The organism is Vibrio caribbeanicus ATCC BAA-2122, assembly GCF_000165125.1.
In the GTDB taxonomy this organism is placed as follows: domain Bacteria; phylum Pseudomonadota; class Gammaproteobacteria; order Enterobacterales; family Vibrionaceae; genus Vibrio; species Vibrio caribbeanicus.
In genome coordinates this window covers 13,485-38,609 of the sequence record NZ_AEIU01000074.1, presented here as the reverse complement: position 1 = coordinate 38,609, position 25,125 = coordinate 13,485, and the positions used below count along the sequence as shown (strand labels likewise).

Genomic DNA, 25,125 nt, shown 5'->3' with positions numbered 1-25,125 from the left:
AACCATAAGCCAAACAAACATAAATGATAACCATTTGCATTTATGTTTGAATTCGATTTAAATACGGGCAATTGATTTAAAATACAGGAGCCCAACGATGGATTTGCAACAATGCTGGACAACCTATCTCAAAGCAGAAAAGCTCACTGAACAAGGCCATTGGCCAGAGGCTCACTATCTCTATGATCAGGTATTAAACCACTTACCGACTCATCTTCAAGAAGCGCTTTTAGATGATGAAACTAAAGCATGCCAATTTAGCGGTTTGATCAGAGGCTTAAGTGATGCTGCAATATCACAAGCTGAAATACTCAACCGAATGGGGCAACAGCGTCAAGCTTTTGAGCTTATAAATCAGACCTATGCGCAACTACAATTTTTATCAATCGAGTCGTTTGAACTGGTACAGGCGACCCTATTTGTGATACAAAGTCAATGTGAGGACTTATTACGCTACCTAGGAGCGTTTTGTAGCGCTCAGAGAAGCGCTAAGTGGATGCTTGAATTTGAACATGTGCAAAGATCACATGATTTTTTCACAAACCTTCAGCAGTACCATTCATACAAGGACAGCTCACATTTGATTAATTAAAAAGGGATGTACAATGTCAGTAAAGCCGATTCTAGAGGTCAGAAATCTATCTGTAAGTTTTACCACCAACGACGGGATAGTCGATGCGGTTAAAAACGTTAGCTTTGATTTGCAAAAAGGTGAAACCCTAGCGATAGTTGGTGAATCAGGGAGTGGTAAGTCTGTATCAACCAACGCTTTGATGCAACTTCTGCCCAAAAACGCAATCCTGTCAACAGAATCAAGTATCGACTTTGAAGGTCAGCAGCTTTTGGATTTATCTGAGACTGAAATGCAATCTATCCGTGGTGATAGAATTGGTATGATTTTCCAAGAACCTATGACCTCGCTAAATCCTTTTATGAGAGTCGGCATTCAAGTGGCTGAAGCTGTGACATGCCACCGTCACGTTTCACAAACAGAGGCGAAGAATAAGGTCTTAGAGCTTTTTAACTTGGTACATTTACCTAACCCTGAGCAAGCTTACAGAAAGTATCCACATGAATTTTCTGGAGGACAGTTGCAGCGTATCATGATTGCGATGGCGCTCATTAATGAGCCGGATATACTGATTGCTGATGAACCAACTACTGCGCTAGATGTGACTGTGCAAGCGGAAGTTTTAAACTTAATCAAAGAAATTCAAGCAAAAATGGGAATGTCCATTTTATTTATCACTCATGACCTCGGTGTGGTAAAGCACCTTGCGGATCGAGTTATTGTAATGTGCAAGGGTGATGTTGTAGAAGAAGGCATTTGTTTAGATTTATTCAAGCAACCCAAGCATGAATATACAAAAATGCTGATAAACTCTATACCTTCAGGCAATAAAGAACCGATAAAAGAAGATGCTTCGGCTTTGTTGAAAGCGGAAGATATTCGCGTTAAATTCTTAATAAAATCACATTTTCTAGCCAGTAAAAATCAATATTTTGAAGCGGTTAAAGGTATATCGCTTGAACTAAAACAAGGTGAGACTCTAGGCATTGTTGGTGAGTCAGGCTCTGGAAAGTCAACTCTGGGTAGAGCACTTATCGGTTTATTACCGTCAACTGGTAATATAGAATTCAAAGGAAAAAATATCGATGACCTCAACCAGGCTCAACGATTTGCTCTTAAAAAAGACATTCAGATGGTATTCCAAGACCCATACGGCTCATTGTCACCACGTATGACTGTTGGCGATATCATTACAGAATCTTTAACAGTTCACCAGCCAAATCTCTCCCGAAACGAGAGGATGTCAAGAGCCAGAAAAGCACTAGAGGAAGTTAGACTCGACCCGCATTCAATCAACCGATATCCACATGAATTTTCCGGTGGGCAGCGTCAACGTATAGCAATAGCGAGAGCACTGATCCTCGAGCCATCATTCATCCTGCTCGATGAGCCGACTTCTGCTCTTGATCGCTCTGTTCAGCTAACCGTTATTGATTTACTAAAGGATCTCCAGAAAAAACACAATATTGGCTTCCTATTCATCAGCCATGACTTGAGTGTCGTTAAAGCGCTGTCTGATCGCGTACTCGTAATGCAAAAAGGGGAAGTCATGGAACAAGGTACAGCCGATGAGATATTCCACAATCCATCTCATGACTACACCAAAAAACTGATTGCTGCATCTTTTGACCTTGATGAAACCTCAGAGGCTGCTTAGAAATTAAACTTGGGCTACTGTATGGTAGCCCTATAGCTTCTTTATCAGATACTTGGGGTCACACACATTAAACTCAAAGCCAGTACTTACTGTTTATTGTGCAATAAAGTATTTTCTACTTCACGCTCTTGTACATATAAGTCTATGGGAGATCATTGTTTTTATGAATATCATTATCTTGCATGGCCTATATATGCATGGTCTAGTTATGTTGCCACTAAGCAAAGAACTAAAATCATTAGGCTACGACACTAGGACGTTAACTTATAATAGTGTTGCTATAAATGAAAAAAAGTTATTCGAAAAGATAAGTAGAGCTTTACACAATGATTGCGATAACGTTTTAGTTGGCCACAGCTTAGGAGGCCTAATAATCAAGCGGTATTTGTCTACAGCCACTGAACACAAGATGAAGATTTCTCACGTAGTTACCATAGGAAGTCCCCTTCAGGGCGCCTCCGTTGTGACAAAAATACAAAAATTGGGTATGGGTATGTTTCTAGGCAATGCAGCATCCCATGGTTTGGAAGAGCATCAGGACAAATGGCAATTTTCACAAAAATTAGGCAGTATCGCCGGAACAATACCTATTGGAGTAAGGCCACTGCTTCTAATGCGTGGAAAGTCCGATGGAACTGTAACCTTGGAAGAAACAAAAATCGAAGGAATGTCTGATCATATAGAAATCAAAAGCAGCCATACTAGCTTAATATATTCCTCGGAAGTACCTTCACAAATACACCACTTCATTACTACTAATAAATTTAAACACTAGTTCTAACCGGATAACCTAAAGTCACTGAGTTCAGCAAAAATGGCTTGCTTGCAAGGCAGCGATGTTCAATCTAGCTATGTAAATTAAACCTCGACAACAAGGTAGCAGGCTCCTCAAACCTTAACGAGAGTATTGAGGCTCCCGAGTTAAGCACGCTGGTAAATGCGCGATTACAAAACAAACAGACGTATTACTCGTCTTTTTCTTCATCTAATGGAAAATGAGCTTCATAAACCTCCATAAAATCCGCGCGAATTTTATGTTCTAGGTGAGTAGCCTTGTCGGTTGGACAAAACAGCATAAAATGCACAATTTGCTCTCCCGATGCTCCGCTGGTGATGTGCATATGCGGTTCAGCTCCCGGTAAATCGACCCCGGCGTGTTTTTCGATCATGGTATTGTAACGGGCAGCCACATCATAGAAATAACTAGTATGATCATTGATCTTTTCGATCATAAGAGGAATGAGGGGATACAAATTGACAAACTTTGGTACAACAATCGAAAAATGGTGATAAACGTATCGTTTCATGAAATTCAAGTTTTTCACAGGATAAGTGAAAAACATACTATTGGGCAGTGTTGCTGTCTTCCCAGTGTAGTCATAATGGCCATGGTGAAGATCAATCTCTTGAAGCACGGTTGCCATCATATTGTGTTCAATAACTTCACCACAGATTTTTCCTACCTCGATCCAATCTCCCACTCGGAAAGAACGCGAACTCGCCCTTTGTATTGACCCAGTAAAACACAAAATGATCTCTTTAGATGCGACAACAATAGCGACAGCAATTGCTGTTACAGAGAGAGCGAACTGATTGATTTCTGAGTGCCACAACGTAAACAAGGCGACAACCGTGATGATAAACGCAGTATTTTTAGTACGAGACATCCAGTTACGTTGCTCTTCAGAGACAAACGCAACATCACCCCGTATTCGAGATAGTATTAGCTTCCTTATCAAAGAAAGGAACACGATAATAAGAAGTGTAAAAATGAGCTTATTATTAAGTAAAAAATCGAATACTTGATGAATTTGTTCCACAAACGACTCCAAATTACTGCTAAAAATCAGAAAAATACCAAATTCATAAATTATTTGTACCGTGCTGAGGTAATAAACTCTCCAAACGTTTCACACCACACGATAACTGTATTATAATCATCAAGCCTCATATCATCAGGTAGCTTTATCGTAAAGCGATCGAAGGTCTTAATCTCCCCTACTTTTCTCATTTTACTTTTCTGTTTATTGAAATCGTTTTCAGTTTCAATGAATGTCGGTGAGAAGTACAACTTATAATCAGGGCCTGGAGCCAACTCACCAACAAATGCTATGTATTCAGCACCTATTGATACAGAGCCTTCCCCCCAATGCAGGAAATCACTATCTTTACGATCTTTTTGAAAGGCGGCAGTATATAGTGCATGGTTAGTAACAGATTGTACGTCCTTCATGCTGGGTGAGTCTGGCTGAATCAATATAGGCAAAGTGTATATCCCTAAGCCAAAACCCACACCCACACACAAAAAGTGTGTCATTACTAAAGCGATTTTTTTCATCTCAGTGCTCATTTAAAGGCTCAATTGTTATAAATGTATATGATTCAAGATGAAATAAAAGAAAATTTGCTCACAAATTGATATTAATAACAGGTTAAGAGGCCAAAGTAGACTCACACACTCGACTATGGAAAAAGAAACTAACTCGAACCTAAGCTCTTTGTAGCAAGAAAAGCAACATGACAAGGTGTAAAAAAACCACACCCACTGTGAGTCGAAAACGCATCATATCATATTCGTCTAACTTATTTGCAAAACGATGTCTGTTAGACCTCTCGATAAACCAGATAGCTAGATAACCGATAGCTAACCCAGTGACTATCAGAATATTATGCTCCGAGATTATGAACAGCATGGCCCAAGACGTTAAGGCGAAAACGTTACTCATAATTAACGCTAGTCTTGCCCCTGTCCCCGATGCTTGGTAAATCCCATTTCCCCACAAAACTCCCGCCAAAAAGGTAAAAATTATGATGCTGTAACTAACAAATAAATGGTCACCACCAATCTCTTTTATATTTATCTGTGTTGCGTAGCTAACCACACCAACAATGAAGGGAATCAAGCCCAAATAACCGAGGCCGTACATCGTGTTTTGCTTTGTTTTCAATTTTATCACTCTCTAGATTGATATCACTTTTATAAACCTAGAGCAGTTACGAAAAAAAATCCCGAACAGTTCTCTATTCGGGATAAATCTCATAATTTTTAGGAATTAAAGCAGAATAAAGATACCTGCCAAGCATGCACTCATCAAATTCGCAAGTGTACCGGCTAAAACGGCTTTTATTCCTAAATTTGCTACTTCAGCACGCCTCTCGGGAGCAATAACTCCGATAGAGCCAAGTTGAATTGCAATAGAACCTATATTGGCGAACCCACAAAGAGCAAAAGTGATAATGACTTGGGTGTGCGCAGAAAGCATTTCTTTATGTTCAACGAAGTCATTGAATGCAACAAACTCATTCATTATAATTTTTTGGCCTATATAGGAGCCAGCCATCAAAACTTCATCACTTGCTACACCAATAAGCCATGCCAAAGGTGAAAAAAGATAGCCGAATATTGCTTGAAGAGTGATTCCAGAGAAGCCAAATAGCTCTCCAAGATACTCCAAACCTGAATTCGCCATGGCAATGACACTAACAAAAGCGATAAGCATTGTACCGACTGCAACGGCGACCTTCATTCCGTTCATAGCACCGCTTGCTAAAGCATCAATTATGTTACTGTCATGAGCTTTGTCTATCTCGATGTCACTTTGATCTATTGGCGTATCTCTTTCTGGAACGATAATCTTTGCCATCAAAAGGCTACCAGGAGCTGCCATAAAACTAGCGGCAATAAGATATTTCAACTCTATCCCCAAGCCCGCGTAACCGCCTAAAACGCTTCCAGCAACGGATGCCATCCCCCCCGCCATTACAGCAAAGAGTTCTGAGCGCGTCATTTTTGCCAAGAAAGGGCGGATCAATAGTGGGGACTCTCCTTGAGATAAAAAGATATTGCCTGTCGCTACAAGAGATTCAGCCTTACTTGTCCCTAAAAATCGTTGAATGCCGCCACCGATAAATTCAATAACTCTCTGCATAACGCCCAGATAATATAAGGCAGAAATTAGTGCACTAAAGAAGATGATAATTGGGAGGACCCGAACTGCGAATATAAAACCATCTGAGGCCAGGTGACCAAATAAAAACTCTGTCCCAATTTGGGCAAAGAAAAGTAGCTTTGCCACCCCCTCACTCAAGCTTGTCAGAGCTGACTGGCCCCAAGGTACATAAAGAACCAAAGCAGCAAATCCAACTTGAAGGATAAGAGCACGAGAAACGGTTTTCCAATTAATAGATTTACGGTTTTCAGAAAGTATTAAAGCACAAAAAATGAGTGTTAAGACACCCAATAGGCCAAATAAGATATTCATTAAGAATTTACCTTTACAAGCATTAAACAGTAGCCGGTCCGTTCCTTGGGGTCATTCACTTGTCCCTATGACAGCTTGTATTGGCAGAGTACTCAGCCTCAACCGAGCGGGGATTATAGCGGCATTTAAGAGATATTCATCACATTTTTTTATGCAATCGATTAACTTGAGCAGCGATTAAAAACTTTTACCCTATAAGTGATTTTAATCATATTTTTACTAATTTTCTTTCATTTTATTACAGTAAAGTTAGATCAATATCACATTTACAAAAATGCAAAGAAAAGAACAATTTATTTTTCTAGTGTATTGGTGAATAGCATCTAGTTTTATATACGTGTTCCTAACGTATATTTGAGTTTGACAATTTTTGGAGCTAACAGCGTCATTGGCTTAAACGAAAAATAATATTGATTAAACTAGCCCCAATAGAAAAGAGACGATAGTATCTGTCACGATATATCACGACAGAGGTCTTAAATGACTACCGACTACAAGTACGACACTCTCGTCTCCATTCCAAGGGATGAACTGCAAGAACTGAGTAATAGATTAATAAGTAGAGTTATCGACGAAAGTATGATGACTGAGCTCTTCACCTTCGACTCTGTTCAAGCTGAAGACCAAGATTCACTATTAGAAGCTCAATTCGATAGTATGTTGAGGATGAATGCCATCGCTCTAGGCCTTTTGCCCGCTTTATTCGAAAACTCAAAAAATGAGCAGCAAAATGTAGCAAGAATGCAGCGCCTACTACTTTGGCATTTTTATGCCGTCTCCTTTAAGTTAGAGTCAGCTGTTCCATTGAGTACACATTGTCAATGCGTTGAATCCATTCTCAAAGACTCACCCAAAAGTACCTTGGAATGGTTAACATCACTCACTGATTTATTACATCACTATTCAAAACTATAATACCCAACTATCCTCAAAATACTCGGTTCAGTGAGCATGACTTGCTTTACTGGGAAGATAACGATTTTCAATTTAGTCTCTAAATTAAAAATCGTTAACGACGAATGTTGGGCGATTCTTTAAAAATACCACTTTTTTGATTGTTATACCTAGTAGAACATTATTAATTCACGCATTGAATTCATGTTACTGTGTTATTTTTTACGCCAAAATTTCTATCAAAATGAATTATTCTACTTTCATAATATTAGCCCCCAAAGTCGTGGCAAACATTAAAGCCTACTCCCTATAATAACTTTTAACAGTCGGCCTCTCCGTAATCTATATTTTCAAAATCACTTTAGTCAATTAATCTCAACACATAATAATCAGAACATTAGAGATGCACTGATTTAAAATTATGCTGAGGAATAGAGAGCTTTCTCGAAACTTTTTAATCATAAGATCTTCACACTATCTACAAAGCAAGCCATTCAAACTTAACCTAACCCCCTGAGGTTGTATTGATATAGCCCTCTTTTGACTAAAACTCCTAAAGATAAATCTGGTCAGACCAATATTAGAAAAAACATCAAAAACTAATGTTATAACATAACGAAAAATAAAGAAAAAATTATTATATGCAATGCTTTAAATATATATTTGACCAATACTCAATCCAATGCATAATGGCAACGTCAGAAGGCTAACTTCTGAACACGAAAAGGCTTTTACTTAATGATATGGAATTTAATTTTTGGATACCTTGATGAATATAAAAAAACTAACTTTAGTAGTGGCAACGTTTTTAACTTCTTCTGCTTTTGCAGAGAGTTCTTTTGTAGTTGATGCTGGTAGTTCAGGGACTCGGTTATACGAGTATGAGTATCAATACAGTTCTCCTTCGAATAATGGCTTGCCTATAATAAGACATGAAAAAAAGTATGGGAACCTTCAGGGTGGAATTCAGACCATAGAAGATATAAGACTAGATGAATATCTTTCAGATCTATTTAGCCAAACAAAGACAATACCAAATCATATTTACTTTTACTCCACAGCAGGTATGCGCACAATTTCTTCAACTAATAGAAATAATATAAATACAGCCGTCAAAGCTTGGCTTCTAGAACATTTTCCTAGCACTGATATACAAGTACGAACTATCAGCGGCCAGATTGAAGGGGCATATGCATGGCTAACTGCAAATTACATTAATGGCGCATTGATAGGTGAAGAACCAACTCATGGAATTATGGATCTTGGAGGTGCCTCAACACAAATAAGTTTTGAAAGTGATGACGGCGATAATCTATTGACTGTTGACGTTGGAAATCGTCAATACAAACTTTCATCAACCAGCTATCTTGGACTTGGGCAAGATCTCAGCATCAAACAATACTTAAACGAACCCGCGTGTTTTCCAGTAGGATATGAACTCCCCAATGGTCAAAAAGGAACGGGAGACTTTCTAGAATGTGCCATTAAAGTAGAACCTCTGATTAACAAAACACACTCAATAGCTAGCACTCAAGATAAGCCACAGCATGGCTTACCGTTTTACTCAATAAGCGGTTACTATTATACGAGTTCTGAGCTTGGGATTAACAGTTACTTCAGCCTTTCAAACCTTGCAGAAAAAGGTAAGGACTTTTGCTCGAAGCAATGGAGCGAATTAGAAAGCGGGCAAACACAATACCAGGTTAACCCTTACCTCTACTCTTATTGTTACAATGCAGCTTATCAGCACACATTACTAAGTAAGGGATACGAATTTAGTGATGGTGATAATGATATAAAGGTTGTTAAAAAGATAGACGAAAAGACAATCAGTTGGACGCTAGGACCAATCCTAGCACCGGATCTATAGAGGAGTCCAATTAAGTATAATTTCTTATCAAAAGTCTAAAAGTAGAGGAGCCATAGGCTCCTCTTTAAAGTTTGTTCTCTGATGGAGTCCAATACTCTATTGCTTAACTTTGAAGAAAGACAGTTCTTTATTCTGTTTCTCCGCTAAGCTCGACAGCTCTGAGGCTGAACGCTGCGCTTGGTCAACTGCACCAACGTTTTCGCTTACCAAATCAAACATGGTTACTGTACTTTGTGCAATTTCCTCAGTAACGCTGTATTGCTCCTGAGAGGCAGTGGCAACAAGAGTATTTATACCAGAGATAACCTCTACCGAGTTTGCTATGTCGTCAAAAGATGATTTTACGTTATCGGATAGCTCAACAGACTCTTGAATAGAGGCTACGTTAGCAATCATGTTATTATTGGCTTTCTCTGATTGCTCTTGAAGTTTCGATATTATTTCCTGAATATTTTGAGTAGATTCTTGTGTTTTACCTGCAAGCTGACGAACCTCATCGGCAACCACAGCAAATCCTCGTCCCTGCTCGCCAGCTCGAGCTGCTTCAATCGCCGCATTCAATGCAAGCAAGTTAGTTTGCTCCGAAATGGAACTAATAACGTTAGTAACCTCACCGATATTGACAGCACTATTTTTGAGCTCTTCTATCATACCCGCCGTTTCTTGTACCGAATTATTGATGCTCTGAGTTAGCACAATCGATTTATCGAGCGCTTTGTTACCATGTTTTACATTCTCAGTCGCCTTCCTCGTTTCGTCTTCTGCCTGAACCGCATTGGACGAAACTTCTTTAGAGGTACTAGATAGCTCACTGATCGCGGTCGAAATACTCTCTACCCTCGTCAGAACATTCTGCGTGTTGTCGGCAGTACTAGTCATAAGCTGACTCAAGTTATCAGAAGCTGAATTCGTATTGTCGGACGAACTTGTAAGTTCTTTAATCAGCTGTGATAACTGTTCAATAGACTGGTTGTATGTTTTTTTGATTTTAAAGAATTCGTTTTTAGACGGCACCAATTCCAGTGGCTTGAGAACACCATCCGCTAGTTGCTTGATGGCATCAGACATTTCAGTGATATTTTTGCCAAGTAAGTGATTAATAAACATCAAGAATGAACCAGAAACAACACAGCATATGATAGATAAAATGATCAGATTTACCACTGAAGATGATAATGAATCACTTAATGCAACATACCTACTTTGTAAAAACTCTTCCTCACCATCATGAATTTTGTCAAAGATCACTCGCATCTGATCGACGTATTTCGGCCTGCTTTGACCAATAAAATCTAGGACTTCTTTGTCACTAGATACCGCTCTGAGAGCAATACCTTTATCGATTTCAGCGGCAAGCCACTCATCATATAAATTCTTTATTTGTTCCAACCTCTTCGTTTGAACATCTGTAGGGTTGTTCGCAAAAATCTTCTCAAGGAACTTGATATCTTTATTGATATTTTCACTGCCAATATTGTATGGCAATAGCGAATCTTTTGATTGAGTCAGCATATAGCCGCGAAACCCAGTCTCTATATTCAGGATATTTTCCAAAAGACTGTCGATTTTTTCTTTGATTCCGTATGTTTTGGAAACTTCTTTCTGGCTGTTTATTACGTTTTTGTTTGATTGGCTTGCGAGCAAAGCGACCGACGCAAAGCCCAAAATAATCACGGCGAGAGCACTTAAAATCAGCATTTTCGTCGGTAATTTTTGCAAAGCATTCATACAATGGATCCTAATTTGGGGTTCAGTTAATAATTTTAGTCGAAAAATTGAAGCATGCGTTGATGTATATCAAATTGTTAACTTATAGGTAAGTCAACTAAAAACATACTCTAATGATATTTTTCAATTTTCCGGGTTCATATAGTTTTACTTTCTCGAATGCGAACATCTGTGCCATAACAATTGGGTCTACAACAAGCGACAACTTCTTCTTCCTAACTTATTACCGCAGACGTTCTTTACATTCTGGCAATTCGTATGAGCGGTTAAGCACACCAGAGAATTCTGCACCTTGAGAGAAAATTTCTGAGTTGATATCGGACTCAATTTGGCGCATAGGCTTGAACTCTTGTTTCGCTTCTCTAACCTTGCTCTGTGCTTTGTTTATAAGTGTCTCATCATGAAAGGAACGGCAAATTCTCAGTTGTGGCGAACCTCAAAAGCCCTTTTAGTGTTATTCAGAATGTATAACAGACTTTATGTAGAGGACTTATAATCTCTCACTTATGTGTTTTGCGATCGAAAACGTTCATAAAATATCCAATCCACACTAGAATATGCGGAAACACTCCAATCCAAAGTTGCTTTCGGTTTTTCAGGAACCACGCTCTCAACATTTACCTCCGAATTTAGGGAGTTTGAGTACACTGAAAAGCCACTATCAACTTTTTTATAAGGAAGTTCTTGTCCCTTATCATAGAAAAGAGACAACTTAGCCCCCCGAACTAAACTCCGTGCTCTTGAGGAATTATTAAAAAATATAAACAGAACTGATAAAAATAGACCTAAAATTCTCATATTTATTTATCTCTTGTAATGAAATTAAATCACATACTTGCAGCAAAAATTCGTTATTAATATCAATAAAAGACGTATCAAAAAAAAATTCACAAGATCCACAACATTTTAAACAAAATCATAACAAATATTTAAAAAATTGAATTAAATCATGCAAAAAATATATCATTTTTTGTTCTAATTAATGACAAAAGACTTTAATGATCTTGGAGTAATTAAAAACGTCTAAATATGAGGGGTTGAGTCAGGTTCGAAAAAAAAGAGAGAAATTAATTATAAGAGCGTTTTTTTACTGACTATGTTTTTTATTACAGATTTTAATAACAATTGTGAGTGGTCATGAAAAATATAGAAAACAGAAGTCAGGATATTACACATTGTGTAGATCAACCCTTCGTTATTTTTGTCGATGGGCAACCAATAAAAGCAATTGAAGGAGAAAGTATACTCAGCGCGTTACTTGCTTCAGATATTCGTCAACTAATGCAGAATGATTATGGGAAACATTCCGGTGCCTATTGTGGGATGGGAGTATGCCATTGCTGTTTGCTACATGTAGATGGGCGGCACAAGAGAAAGGCATGTCAAACCCTCGTAAAACCTAATATGAACGTTGAAACCCATAGAAATAATGTTACAGAGGCAGGCAAGTTATCATGAAAAACGAAGTTGTGATTGTAGGTGGTGGACCTGCAGGGATGTCTGCAGCATCTGAGCTTTCTAGTTTCGATATCGTCAGTACTGTTTTAGATGAAGCGCCTAAAGTTGGAGGGGTTATCTACCGTGGCCCTTGGCGTAAAACAGAAAGCCTACCACATTTGGATGAAAAACTAACTGGTGCGATAAGTCGTTTACAACAGGATTATATTAACAATACGCAATTTATTCATTTCAAGTCCCAAACTCGTGTTTTGGGCCCAATCGGGGATCAACAGTTACTCATAGCCAAAGACAATAATCTATCGACAGTCGATTATGACTATCTATTATTAGCTACAGGCTGTCAGGAAAGAGCGATCCCCTTCCCTGGTTGGGAGTTGCCCGGCGTGATGTTATTGGGAGCGATACAACTACAAATTAAAAGCGGGCTCGTAAGGCCCGGTAATAAAGTGCTTATCGCTGGCACTGGCCCATTGCTCGTTCTAGTTGCCTGCCAGTTACATAAAGCAGGTTGTAAGATTGAAGCAATATATGAAGCTTGTGAATTCTCTGCACTGGCCAAAGAATCACTTGCGATTCTCAATCGACCTCAGCAAGCGCTCGATGGCTTGTCCATGATGTGGTACTTAAAAAAACATAAAATCCCTTTACGCTATGGATGGGGAATCGTTAATGCTGAAGGAGAAAATCAAGTTCATCGTGCAACAGTTGCACCATATAACAAAGATTGGGAGCCCGATGTAAGCCAAGCCGTCGAGCACAAAGTTGATACTGTTGGTATAGGATACGGTTTCTCAGCACGATCTCAACTGGCTCAACTTATCGGACTTGACGTAGTGTATGACTATATGAACGGCACAATTCCTATCACTGATGACTATCAGAACAGTAGCAACAGCAGGGTATATTGTGCTGGTGACAGCGCAAAAATTGCGGGGGCAGACGCAGCCATGTTAGAAGGTAAAATCGCGGCTTGGGCTATCGCAAATAAAATCGGCAAACTCACTGATGCTGAACTAGAAAGAAAAGTTAAGACTGCGAGAAAAACCTTAGCGCGCTTTTACCGATTCAGAAAAGGATTTGATAATTCGAGTTATCGCAAACTCGGTCTTCTCTCGCTCCCAAAAGCTGAAACTATTATATGTCGCTGCGAACAAATCAAACGTGAGGCCATCGATGATGCTATCGCACAAGGCTGCCGTGACATTGTCACATTAAAAATGCGCACAAGAATTACCATGGGTGATTGTCAAGGAAAAGTGTGCTCACACTATTGTTACGATCGACTCTCCAAGGAAGGATTTGAAGAGGAGCAAGGGTTAGTCAGACCACGTTTTCCCCTTGATCCGATTCCCTTTTCGATTTTGGAGGAAAACTAATGAAAACATTTGATGTTGTAATCTGTGGTGGCGGTGTTATTGGTAGTTCTATTGCTTACTTTCTTAGCAAAAATAAAGATCTTAAAATTGCACTAGTCGATTTTAAACACCCAGGTAATGCCTCACGAGCATCAGCTGGTGGATTGTGGCCTATGGGTGAATCGACTGGCTTAGGGTGTGGAGTGATATTATTCAAAACACTGTCTAAACAAATGCAAGAATCCGGCAGCGGCGTGACTCCTCAAATGAGTCCACATATTATGCCAAAACCATTTTTTGATATGGCAATGCAATCTAACGCTATGTACCCATCGTTGTATGAGGAGTTAAAAGAAAACCACAACGTGGATTTCAAGTTTGAGCGAACTGGTCTTAAATTTGTCATGTTTGATAAATATGACAAAATGTATGCCGAGCACATAGCGGCAGCGGTACCTGAGCGTAAAAACCATATAGCGTGGCTATCACAAAGCGAACTGCGCATGCAAGAGCCTAATGTTTCTCTTGATGCTATTGGCGCAATGCAATTTGACTGCGATCACCAAGTGAATCCATACCGGCTCAATGAAGCTTATCTTGAAGCAGCACGCCAAAATGGGGTCGAGCTTTTTCTTAATACTAAAATAGTCGGCATCGAAAAAGATGGAAACCGAATTTCTGCTGTAAACACTGAACAGGGTCGTTTAGCCTGTAAAGCAGTGGTCAACTCAGCAGGTGCTTGGGCAGAGACGATCAGCAAATGGGCAACAGGCTATCCTTTGCCTGTGTTTCCAGTAAAAGGTCAAGTAATCGTTACTGAGAAGCTTCCTAAAGTTCTTAACGGATGCTTAACCACCAGCGATTGCTATATCGCACAAAAAGATAACGGTGAGATCCTTATTGGTTCAACTACCGAAGAAAAAGGCTTTGATGTCACCAATGATATCAAATACATAAAACAATTAGGTATGGGGGCAATTAAATCACTACCTATTCTTAAAGATATGAACATAAAACGCTGTTGGGCTGGTTTGAGGCCGGGTTCACCCGATGAGTTACCGATTCTAGGCTCCGTTCCGGGTGTTGAAGGTTATTTTAATGCCTGCGGGCATTTTAGAACAGGGATCCTTACCTCAGCGATTACTGGCAAAGTTATGAATCAGATTATTCGAGGCTTGAAACCAGAAATCGACATTGCGCCTTTCTCTTATTCTCGTTTTCTGAATACGTCAGGAGAAATGAAAGCAAACTATCAACTCGAACATGCCTTGTGACGAAAGAGGGAAGCTTATGCTTCCCTCTTCATTTTTCTAGCCCATAAGGCCTATGTTATTCGCTCCTGGCAAAGATAATACCGGTAAAACAGCAGACCGAGAGTCATCATTATTATCTAGGGTACCTTCTGATTCAAAACCAAACGTGCTCATCGCTTGAACAAGCAAATCAGGCGCAGTAATTGGACAAAGATCCCCATTTTTATCTTCGAGCTGTAAATGCTGATAGTCATCTCCTTCGAACCAGTCTTTAATAATCACTTGCTGGTTTATATTTGCTGCGTTGATCAGTACAAGGCTTTGCCCCTCTCGACTGTAACTAATGTTCTCAATTTCGATGTTTGTCCACATAAGTGTGTCAACTTTACCATCAGTAGCAAAGTTATCTAAGACAAGCGAGACATCCTGACTGCCTAACTGATAAGTATCATTTCCAAGCCCTGCGGTTAAATAGTTGACTCCAGTTCCTGTAACTAATAAATCATTCCCACTACTGGTTGTGACATAAGACTGCTCTGACAAAAATGGCTTAATGGATTTCAGGTCCTGTTCCCAACCAACAACACCACGGCTTAAGTTGACACTATAATCGACATTGACACCACTTGTTAGGTTAATACTGCTTAAACACAATTTGCCTTTATCAGCAAAAAAGTTCATCTCGCCTTCTTTGTGATTATCTTGGTTGATGACAGAAACCCCAAACGCTGATTCAGCCTCTCTGGATAAGTCAGCAACTTCTATGTCTGTATCGAAATATTGAAATTTCAGATTACCAGCAGACTTTGTATACCTGAGTTGTTCCAAACCATTCGTAAAGCGTATTGTGTCTCTCACCTCATCTGTCGATGTGGTATCTATCACCAGTCGAGACTCATTACCTTGGACTAGATAAACATCGCTACCATTACCCCCCGCGAGTCGTCCTCCATCTGCACCACCAATCAATACATCGTCACCATCATGACCATGTAAATTATCAAAGCCCGCTCCACCATGTATCCAGTTTTCATTTTGGTTGCCAAAAATCGTGTCTGCTGAGCTTGCTCCTTTTACATGATCGACATCCTCACTCATCAGCTTCTGAGATAAACCTGTTTCTGCTTTTAAGATGTGGTGTTCCAAGTCAACCAATATCGCCTCACCCATTTGTGACGATAGTTGCATTGAAGAGATTGAAACCTTTCCTTGGTCATCTGCCTCTGTTTCCAATGAATACTGGTTGCCCAGCATATCCACTAAAGAAAGGTGTTGATAAGCTCTACCAACAAAATAATCTTCCACTCTTGTTACTGTGGTTGCGCGTGAAGCTTGTTCTGGAACTTGTTGCAATAACTCTTTAAGTTCAATGGAAGTCGATAAGTTCGAATTATTTTTCTTCACTATCGCTAACAACTCACTTATTTCACCGACAGAATACAATTTGGTGATACCATAAGAATTCATGAGCTGCTGGACTTTTGTTGCAAGCTGATTTTCATCTCCATTTGATACGTTTTGTGAGTCCAATTCTTTGAGACTTTTAAGTAACTGTTGGTACACTAACCATTGGCTATTAACCGATAGCAATAGATCATCACCCTCTCGGCCTGCCGATACTGTCTCAAGGTTTGTAATTAACGAATCTTGTGCTGGGTATTCGGGTATACCTAACTGACCCTGCTTTTGCTTTGTCCAGTGGTCTGCATGTCTTTTCGCTTGTCGTTTAAGCGTGTCTTGCCAATCAGCACTGGTATAAGCATAACCTTTAGTTCTATAACTGATTCCTAAGTCGTAAAAATAGTCGTACTTCTCCTGCCAATTTTTCTGAAAGTGGTCATCAAAATTTTGGATGGTATCGACACTCTTATCAGACAAAAAGTCGTCTGCCTGAATAATATAACTATCACTACCTTGATCGCCTCGCAAAATATCAGTACCTCTGCCACCGGCGAGTGTATCATTACCTTTGTGCCCTCTTAGATAATCATTTCCTTCATAGCCAATGAAATGATTGATCTCATCATTTCCAATAAATTTGTCATCCCTCATAGAACCAATAACGTGCTCAATCCCCGATACTTCTATATGATTGAGGTGGCTAGCTCTTGCATTACCTAACGATAAATCAACGTAGGCTCCCTGTGTTTCCCCTGAGTCTTGGTGGTGTGAATACGTGCTGCGCAACGATAAGGTATCTTCACCTTCTCCCCCCTTCAAAATAGAGGGTTTATCGTTGCGATATTTAGGCCCTGTTCGCCAATGAACCACTTCAAAAATGTCATTTTTTGCCCCGCCAAACAGCTGCTTTCTGCCCCAGCCATCAATTTTGAAAAGGTTGCTTCTGTCCATATCACCTTGCGCGGCATCGTATCCGTCTCCAAGCATAAATAGGGTTCTTCCCTCTCCCTTTTGGTTTTGTTCGTTTTTGCTTACGCTCAGTGCATGCTCGGGTTGATTGCCAAAAATCATTCCCGGATCTTGTTCTGGAATATAATCTTTATATTGCTCCATTTGCTCAGGAGATAAGTTATAGAAATCATTTCTTTCTTTTATCTTAGCCTTACCATACAACGTATCGATATAAGGCTTGCTGTAAACAATTTTATCAAATCCTACCGCATGTAATGCTTCTAGACTTTTTTCTTTCTGTGCTTGATAAGATTCAAAGGCGCGATTGTATGCTGCCTGATTTTGGATACTTTCAGGCACAGGGAAGCCAAAAAATACCGCCGCGCCTGCTCGCCAGATTTCGCCCTCACTGATGCCTGCTGCTCTAAGATCATTGGTCATCCGAACCGCATTATAAATGCCTTGTGCCACACCAATAGCCAAACCAATCGCGGCACCGATAGGTCCAGCGGTTGCTGTAACTAGTGATGCGATACCGGTTGCTACAGAGACCAAAGTACCCGCAACTGCCAGTGAGCCAGCTACGATGTTATCCGTGCGCTCTGCACCTGATGTTTTTGCAGCGGCGGTAAAAGCATCCGTCGCATACCAGATCCCGACACCTGCACCGACAAAGTTCATTACAGCACCCAATTTACCAGCCACATTGGAAAACTTGCTGGAAAGGCTCTGTATTTTCTGGCTATTTGCGAGTAAGTCGAGTGAGATATCAAGAAGGTCGGTTGTCATCCCTACCCCTTCTTTGAGGGCTTCATATGACTGACCGTTGTGTATCGAATTACCGATTTGATAGAGGGAGCCTGGCAAACGAGATAACATCAACCCCATATTTGCGCGGCTTATCCCGACAGCTAACCTTTTCATCGGAGTACTATGGACACTGGGATCCCCATACAAACCATCCGAGTGCTCATTGACTCGCGCGAGTGTTTTTAGCGTTACATCTAAGTCCTCACTCAGTGCACTCAGCGAAGCATCTGTGCTTTCCAATAAACGAATATTTTCAATGCGTGTCGTTAATCTAGCTAACAAGTCGCTTGAGCCAACCAACTGTAATTGTTCCCCACTCGACTGCTTGATCTTATCCAGCATAAGTAGCGTGCGATTACTTTGCTCCTCATTGCCAGATTTTAACCACGAATCCACCATCTTAGCATCAAGCCCGTAGTGCTTATCCGTATTCATATTACCGATAGAAGCGATCTCTTTTGCCGATAGTCGCATATCAGTATTTATATCAGCCAGCCCCAACAGCCAAAGATCTAATCGACTCAGACTCAAATCATTTATTGTTAACTTACCTAATTGGCTGTCTGCTTCTAAAAGCGATTGCCATTCGGGAGAGAAGGGTTTAGAGAGCTTGGTAGCCACATCACCTAGCGATAGATTCTCGGGGACATCGACAGCAGTCAATTGCCAATGCTGCTTACCTGCTCCTAAATCTGTGAGTGTCTCTCGCAATGAACTGATTTTGGGCATCAGGTAGGTAGCGCCTGTTTTAGCCTGATACAAGGTAATATGTTGATTATCTTTTACTATTGAAAAATGTTTATCACCAACGGACAAACGATAGAGTTGGATGTTTTCTGCTTGTTTAGTTTCCCTGAGTTGAGTGACAAGTCGCGAGACACCTTTACCACTAAAGTGTTCGCCTTGATTAACTTCAACCTCGCCGATACTCTGTCGAAAATCTGCCCTTTCCTGCACATCCGGGTCCAAATCTGTGGACAGTTTAGGCAGTACAGTCAATTTTTTTTGGTTGCTCGCAAACTCAATTCCTGATTCCACGCTGTGATGCGCCGTCAATAAAAAAGCGTCGGCTAACTGAGACTCGGTAACACCGAGACGATTTGGTGATGACTGTTGCGCTTCAATGGCTGGTCGAAGTAATTCACCAAGCTCTATCTGACTTTTGGCTCCCACCATGATAGGTCGAATAACGTCTGAACGTAAGATTTGCTTACCTAAACCATCCAGCGCCGCCAAAAACACACTACGTTTATCATGTCCAACATAGTTAAGCACTCCTTTGTGCAAAAACACATTATCCAATATGGTTTTCATCTCAGCGGTCAATGATGAGTTATTCTCAAGATCGTTGAGTAACTTAGCCTTATCAAATTTGAGTATTTTGGTTTTTTTATGGCCCCAGCTTATTTTAAACAATGGTTCAATAGGGTTTGCGTCAGTTCCTCGAACAAAATCCACAACATGGAAAATAGGCCTTAGTGGGTTAGGAATGTTCCATGGTTGCTTGCTTTTAACAATATTAACTTCTTTTACATAGTCTGAGATGACCAACTTATTTCTTTGATAGTAATTAGGATTATTAACCAGTTCTTTAACAAAACGACGTTCAAGCTCCTTACCAAAACCCAGTGATTCCGCGACATCAAAGAGTGTTCTGACCTTTTGGCCATGATTATCACTGGTATGTTCATACGACTCTCCCGATTTTAACGCCCTCAAATGGCCCCCCATTTGAAGCAATAAATCCCATTGCCCCTCAGGCGTTTTCTTCTTGACTGACTGCAGAGCTTGTTCAATTAGCGCTGGATTTTTTTCTATCTGTTCCAGGGCTTTTTGATAGGACTGATGGTAGCTCTGCGTCTCTTTACTGAACTGTTTCTTGAGTCTTTCAATAATTTGCTCTGATGTATAATGAGGCTTTTTAATGACCTGCTTGTATATTTTCTGCCAAACTCGCGCGGGAGCTTGCTGTTCAGAAAACTGATACAGTTTCTCAATTCTATCCAATAGCGTCTTTTTTATCGTATCTTCAGTTCCACCGCTCTCAGACAAAATCGACTTTTCTCTTGCCGATGGCTCCTCAATAATGGCAAATTTCTTATTCATATATTGAGCAACGGCCTGTGTAAAACCAACACCACCTATGGTTGCACTCACACCAGCAAAGAGTACCGCACTTATGCCAACACCAAATGGCCCTCCCAGAATCATTCCAAGTTGGCCTGCTGAAAGCACGATGTTTCCAAAGACATCTAAGATCATCGCATTACGTTTGCTCGATTCAAACGATTCCAACATACCCTGAACCTTAGTAAATTCGGGTGTTGAATCTTGCAAAGGCGATTCTTTTAGCATTTTTAGCCACTCACTTAGTGAGTGTGTTTCGTGAATTCCGATCCCCGCTTTAGCGATTCCCGCAACCACCATTTGTGATTGCCCCACAACATTTAACACATCTCCCATGTTGCCAATCATTTCGGCGAAAGAGGTTAAACCTTGAGTCTCTAAAAGTTGGATTGTGGCTCTTGATTGGAAAGCCATCATTCCCCAATACATAGAGCCAAGACCAGACTCGGTGAAGGCCCCTGCAACTTTGCTGTCAATAAACTTGAGCCATTTCTCTTCTTGAGCCGTTTTGACCTCGGCGATTTTTTCTATTAGATCATGTGTCTCACTACTATTGGGGTCAAAAAGACTGGCACTATCAAGGTCTTCAAAAAGCTGATTTAAAACAGGATCATCCGTAGTGCTATTTGTCGCCAATGACTTTTCAATCTGGTTGCGATGATTGGCAACATCGTCAGTGAGTTTATTCATTCGTTCAATGACGGATTGAACATCTTCATCAACAAAATTCAGGTCTTTAAACTGTTCAAATAAATATTTTTTAAACTGAATTTGACTGACCAAAGATTCGAGCTTGTTGCCATAATCCGCTGGCTCAGTAATTTGATTATGAGCGGTGAGTTCTGCCTTTAGTGTATTTTTTAACTCATCCTGAAGGCTATCGATAGTTTGTTTAAGCTCATCAAATTCTTCAGACTTTTCGTTTCTTTCCTCGAGGGCGCCAAGCCATCCTTTATGAACAACAGCAATAAAACCAGGATATAAGGCACTCGCTTGAACTGCATAAACAAGCTTTTTCGGTAACCCTGAGTTTTCAAGGCTGACGGCTAAATCATCCCCCCCATCAATGACAAGTACTGGGCCATCTCCACCAGAAACCACAGATGTGACATTACCCTTACTTCGGCCTCGACCTAGTGTTCGAATTATCCGATTAACGTGTTTGGCTGTTTTGAGATAAAAGCCCTTACTTACGAGATCATAAGCGTCACTCAAGTCTTCAATATAAATAGAGTGATCAAGTTTTCCTCCACTTAACTTCCAGTTTTTATTCGCTTGTTTATTACTTCGGACAACCTCGACATCAAAATCTTGCTGCAGTTTTTTGATTACCTCTTGCTCCTGGGCTGTAAATTCAGAGTTATTGTCACTCTTATCATTTACCACTTCTAACCTTATTTGATTATTTTCTTGATGCTCTAATGTCATTCTATTCAACTCATAAAAATATTCACCGTACAAAAGTTGGTGAATTAAAAAATTATTATTGCGATAAATATCGTCACTTAAACCAGAAAAAGACTAAGAATAATAATGATTACCATTTCAATTTCTGCCACTGAAAATATCAATATCTACGACATTGTGTAAATAGTTAAAAGCTATATATTGTTTATTCGCGTAATATATAAACAGAAGAGTTATTCATCTAGAAATTAAAAATAAACTCCATTACTTTATATTATTAAAGTTTAAAAATAATATAAAAAAATTACACAAAAACATTACATAAAATAATGGTTAAACCTATTTCAGCAACTCTAATCACACACGGGGGCATTTTTAAAAACAACAATTACAAACTGTTATTTCATAAATCACATATTCTACATTGAACTGAAAGATCTGATTATGTCACTTCACTAGCTAAAATTACTATCGACTCGAAGTTGAAAAGATATATCAAGAGTTTATATATACCCAAGTAACCTCAAGATACTAGGTTCAGCGAGAATGGCTTGCTTTAACTGAGCAAGATAAGCTATTGATGGATAGAGCAGCAATTTTACAGATGAGCTCATGTATGGAGAAAAACCTTCAAATGCTGGAACCCCATCCAAACACTGTTGAACTTATAAGAAGAGAATATAACAATGCGTGGGAAAGAGTTTCACAATTAGGATTAGGTAAACTCGGAAAGGAACATATAACTGTTGAGGAATTGACCTCGGCTTTAGTTACATATTGTATGCCCAAAGCAAGGAATTAACATTACTCGTATCGACTAAAAAAGTCGGCTTTAGAAGTCAAAAAGCGACAGTGTCACCTGTCGCTATTTAGAGTCTAATGTTGCCTATTCCCAATCTAGGATAACCTTGCCAGAAAACCCGCTACGCATAACATCAAAGCCTTCTTGGAAGTCATCGATCTTGTAGTGATGAGTGATAAGTGGTGTCAGATCTAAGCCAGATTGAATTAAAGAAGCCATCTTGTACCAAGTTTCAAACATCTCTCGGCCATAAATACCTTTAATCACTAATCCTTTAAAAATAACGTGGTTCCAATCAACAGCCATATCAGATGGAGGTATACCTAGCAAGGCAATACGTCCACCATGGTTCATGGTTGTCAACATAGAGTTGAACGCTGCTGGATTACCTGACATCTCTAGACCAACATCGAAACCTTCTGTCATTCCCAAATCAGACATCACATCTTCTAAATTCTCTTTGGCAACATTCACCGCGCGACTAACGCCCATTTTCCGTGCTAAGTCTAGGCGATATTCATTGACATCAGTAATCACAACATGACGTGCACCAACATGCTTGGCAACCGCGGCTGCCATGATGCCAATTGGGCCAGCGCCTGTAATTAATACGTCCTCACCAACTAAGTCAAATGACAGGGCGGTATGAACAGCGTTACCAAATGGGTCGAATATGGAAGCAAGGTCGTCAGACACTTCATCCGGTATCTTAAAAGCATTGAACGCGGGGATCACTAAATACTCAGCAAATGCGCCTTCACGGTTAACACCGACACCGGTCGTGTTTCTACACAAATGTGTGCGTCCACCGCGACAATTTCGACAGTGGCCGCAGGTAATATGGCCTTCTCCTGAAACTCGGTCTCCGAGCTCAAACCCTTTGACCTCTTGACCGATTTCAACAACCTCACCAACATATTCATGTCCAACAACCATAGGAACTGGTATGGTTTTTTGTGACCACTCATCCCAGTTGTAGATATGGACATCAGTTCCACATATAGCAGTCTTTTTGATTTTGATTAACAAATCATTATGACCAATCTCAGGCTTTTCAACCTGAGTCATCCAAATACCTTCCTCTGCTTTGAGTTTGGCAAGCGCTTTAATTTTCATAACTTTATAGGCTCCCTGTCCTTATTGGACAAATCAAAAACTAGTTGATAAGTTTCATTTCTTTGCCAACTTCAATGAAGGCATCAATAGCACGGTCAAGTTGTTCACGTGAGTGCGCAGCGGACATTTGTGTACGGATCCGCGCTTGCCCTTTAGGAACCACAGGGAATGAGAATCCAATAACGTAAATTCCCTTTTGCAGCGCACGTTCAGCAAACTCAGCAGCAACTTTCGCATCACCAAGCATAATAGGAATAATCGCATGGTCAGCACCGCCCATAGTGAAGCCGACCTCTTCCATTCTGGTTCGGAAATGTGCCGCATTGGCCCAAAGTTGATCGCGAAGATCACCACTTTCTTCTAGCAGGTCGAGTACTCTAATCGATGCATTAACAATTGCTGGAGCAACAGAGTTAGAGAAAAGGTATGGGCGAGAGCGTTGACGTAACCAATCAATGACTTCTTTTTTGCCTGATGTGTAGCCACCTGAAGCTCCTCCCATCGCTTTGCCGAGCGTACCAGTGATAATATCGATACGGTCAACGACACCATGATATTCATGTGTACCAGCGCCTGTTTTACCCATAAACCCAACTGCGTGTGAATCATCAACCATAGTCAACGCACCATACTTATCAGCCAAGTCACAAATTGCGGGTAAGTTAGCAACAACCCCGTCCATCGAAAACACACCATCTGTCACAATTAATATATGACGAGCACCTGCCTCTTTTGCTGCAATAAGCTGTTCTTCGAGTTCTTGCATATTATTGTTGGAATAACGGAAGCGCATTGCTTTACACAAGCGAACGCCATCAATAATAGATGCATGATTCAAAGCATCAGAGATGATCGCATCTTCCTTACCTAAAATAGTTTCAAAGAGACCCGCATTGGCATCAAAACATGAGGTGTAAAGAATCGTATCTTCTTTACCGAGAAACTTAGAGAGCTTTTCTTCAAGATGCTTATGAATGTCTTGCGTACCACAGATAAAGCGCACGGAGGCCATACCAAATCCATGAACATCCATGCCCGCTTTACCCGCTTCAATGAGTTCAGGATGATTAGCAAGACCTAGGTAGTTATTAGCACAGAAGTTAAGAACTTCTTCACCTGTAGATATTTTGACGGCAGCCTGTTGCTGCGACGTGATGACACGCTCAGACTTATAAAGTCCTTCAGCTTTCACTTCTTCAATTTGCGTTTCTATTTGTTGGTAAAATGCAGAAGACATATCCGCTTCCTTTTTTGAGTCGTTATTATTATCAGCACATCAGGGTGCCACCAAATCTGCCCAATAGTCTAATTCAAGCTTTTCCATTTCATTAGTCGGCGTTTAGGAAAAACATTATTGAACCATAGGCACAAATGACACTTTTTTGTGACGAGATTCGAATAATTAATATGGAATATGAAGCATGAGAATGATAATTTTGGGGTTACATTTGGCTTCAGGC

General features: G+C 40.1%; 17 protein-coding genes. 9 read left to right on the top strand and 8 right to left on the bottom strand.

All coding sequences use genetic code 11. The annotated features are described in order from the left end of the window. Positions 1-97 precede the first annotated feature (97 nt). The 3 genes from RH40_RS10245 to RH40_RS10235 all read left to right on the top strand — a co-directional run bounded on the left by RH40_RS10245 (position 98) and on the right by RH40_RS10235 (position 3,003). The gene (locus tag RH40_RS10245; protein WP_009601403.1) at positions 98-592 is read left to right on the top strand and encodes a hypothetical protein; all 495 of its coding nucleotides are present in this window, start codon (positions 98-100) and stop codon (positions 590-592) included. 13 nt (positions 593-605) lie between these two features. Next, positions 606-2,228, top strand: a complete 1,623-nt coding sequence (locus tag RH40_RS10240) for an ABC transporter ATP-binding protein (RefSeq protein WP_009601402.1) — start codon at positions 606-608, stop codon at positions 2,226-2,228. A 163-nt stretch (positions 2,229-2,391) separates the two neighbouring features. After that, entirely contained in the window at positions 2,392-3,003 is a 612-nt protein-coding gene (locus RH40_RS10235) for a PGAP1-like alpha/beta domain-containing protein (RefSeq protein ID WP_009601401.1), read from the top strand. A 190-nt stretch (positions 3,004-3,193) separates the two neighbouring features. On the opposite strand, the gene RH40_RS10230 is transcribed toward RH40_RS10235, so the two are convergent. The 4 genes from RH40_RS10230 to RH40_RS10215 form a co-directional block, all read right to left on the bottom strand. Next, the gene (locus RH40_RS10230; RefSeq protein ID WP_009601400.1) at positions 3,194-4,048 is read right to left on the bottom strand and encodes a mechanosensitive ion channel family protein; all 855 of its coding nucleotides are present in this window, start codon (positions 4,046-4,048) and stop codon (positions 3,194-3,196) included. A gap of 50 nt (positions 4,049-4,098) precedes the next feature. Beyond that, a complete protein-coding gene (locus RH40_RS10225; RefSeq protein ID WP_009601399.1) occupies positions 4,099-4,566 on the bottom strand; it encodes a DM13 domain-containing protein in 468 nt (155 codons plus the stop codon). A 151-nt stretch (positions 4,567-4,717) separates the two neighbouring features. Next, on the bottom strand, positions 4,718-5,176 hold the full coding sequence (locus RH40_RS10220; RefSeq protein WP_139056875.1) for a DUF3429 domain-containing protein: 459 nt from the start codon (positions 5,174-5,176) through the stop codon (positions 4,718-4,720). A 105-nt stretch (positions 5,177-5,281) separates the two neighbouring features. Then, positions 5,282-6,490 (bottom strand): NupC/NupG family nucleoside CNT transporter, encoded by a 1,209-nt coding sequence (locus RH40_RS10215; protein WP_009601397.1) that lies wholly within the window; start codon positions 6,488-6,490, stop codon positions 5,282-5,284. A gap of 480 nt (positions 6,491-6,970) precedes the next feature. Here RH40_RS10215 and RH40_RS10210 point away from each other — a divergent pair, with 480 nt between their 5' ends. Beyond that, a complete protein-coding gene (locus RH40_RS10210; RefSeq protein ID WP_009601396.1) occupies positions 6,971-7,405 on the top strand; it encodes a hypothetical protein in 435 nt (144 codons plus the stop codon). 748 nt (positions 7,406-8,153) lie between these two features. After that, positions 8,154-9,254 carry an acetate and sugar kinases/Hsc70/actin family protein gene (locus RH40_RS10205; RefSeq protein ID WP_009601395.1) on the top strand — a complete coding sequence of 367 codons (1,101 nt, stop codon included), beginning with the start codon at positions 8,154-8,156 and terminating at the stop codon, positions 9,252-9,254. A 96-nt stretch (positions 9,255-9,350) separates the two neighbouring features. Here the strand turns inward: RH40_RS10205 and RH40_RS10200 are convergent, their stop codons facing one another. Beyond that, complete coding sequence (locus RH40_RS10200) at positions 9,351-10,982, bottom strand: methyl-accepting chemotaxis protein (RefSeq protein ID WP_009601394.1); 1,632 nt, start codon at positions 10,980-10,982, stop codon at positions 9,351-9,353. Positions 10,983-12,119: 1,137 nt separating this feature from the next. Here RH40_RS10200 and RH40_RS10190 point away from each other — a divergent pair. The 3 genes from RH40_RS10190 to RH40_RS10180 are packed head-to-tail and all read left to right on the top strand — an operon-like array spanning position 12,120 to position 15,072. Further along, a complete protein-coding gene (locus RH40_RS10190; RefSeq protein ID WP_009601392.1) occupies positions 12,120-12,440 on the top strand; it encodes a (2Fe-2S)-binding protein in 321 nt (106 codons plus the stop codon). Continuing rightward, positions 12,437-13,819, top strand: a complete 1,383-nt coding sequence (locus RH40_RS10185; RefSeq protein ID WP_009601391.1) for an FAD/NAD(P)-dependent oxidoreductase — start codon at positions 12,437-12,439, stop codon at positions 13,817-13,819. Before RH40_RS10190 ends, RH40_RS10185 begins: the two co-directional genes overlap by 4 nt. Continuing rightward, entirely contained in the window at positions 13,819-15,072 is a 1,254-nt protein-coding gene (locus tag RH40_RS10180) for an NAD(P)/FAD-dependent oxidoreductase (RefSeq protein WP_009601390.1), read from the top strand. Before RH40_RS10185 ends, RH40_RS10180 begins: the two co-directional genes overlap by 1 nt. A 36-nt stretch (positions 15,073-15,108) precedes the next feature. Here the strand turns inward: RH40_RS10180 and RH40_RS10175 are convergent, their stop codons facing one another. Beyond that, the gene (locus tag RH40_RS10175) at positions 15,109-21,768 is read right to left on the bottom strand and encodes an RTX-family protein-10 (protein WP_009601389.1); all 6,660 of its coding nucleotides are present in this window, start codon (positions 21,766-21,768) and stop codon (positions 15,109-15,111) included. Positions 21,769-22,327: 559 nt separating this feature from the next. Here RH40_RS10175 and RH40_RS10170 point away from each other — a divergent pair. Continuing rightward, the gene (locus RH40_RS10170) at positions 22,328-22,549 is read left to right on the top strand and encodes a hypothetical protein (RefSeq protein ID WP_139056874.1); all 222 of its coding nucleotides are present in this window, start codon (positions 22,328-22,330) and stop codon (positions 22,547-22,549) included. Positions 22,550-22,633: 84 nt separating this feature from the next. Here RH40_RS10170 and tdh read toward each other — a convergent pair whose 3' ends face one another. Next, positions 22,634-23,665: an L-threonine 3-dehydrogenase gene (gene tdh, locus RH40_RS10165; RefSeq protein ID WP_009601387.1), complete on the bottom strand. Its 1,032-nt coding sequence runs from the start codon at positions 23,663-23,665 to the stop codon at positions 22,634-22,636. Between the two features lie 40 nt (positions 23,666-23,705). Beyond that, a complete protein-coding gene (locus RH40_RS10160) occupies positions 23,706-24,902 on the bottom strand; it encodes a glycine C-acetyltransferase (protein ID WP_009601386.1) in 1,197 nt (398 codons plus the stop codon). Between the last annotated feature and the right edge of the window lie 223 nt (positions 24,903-25,125).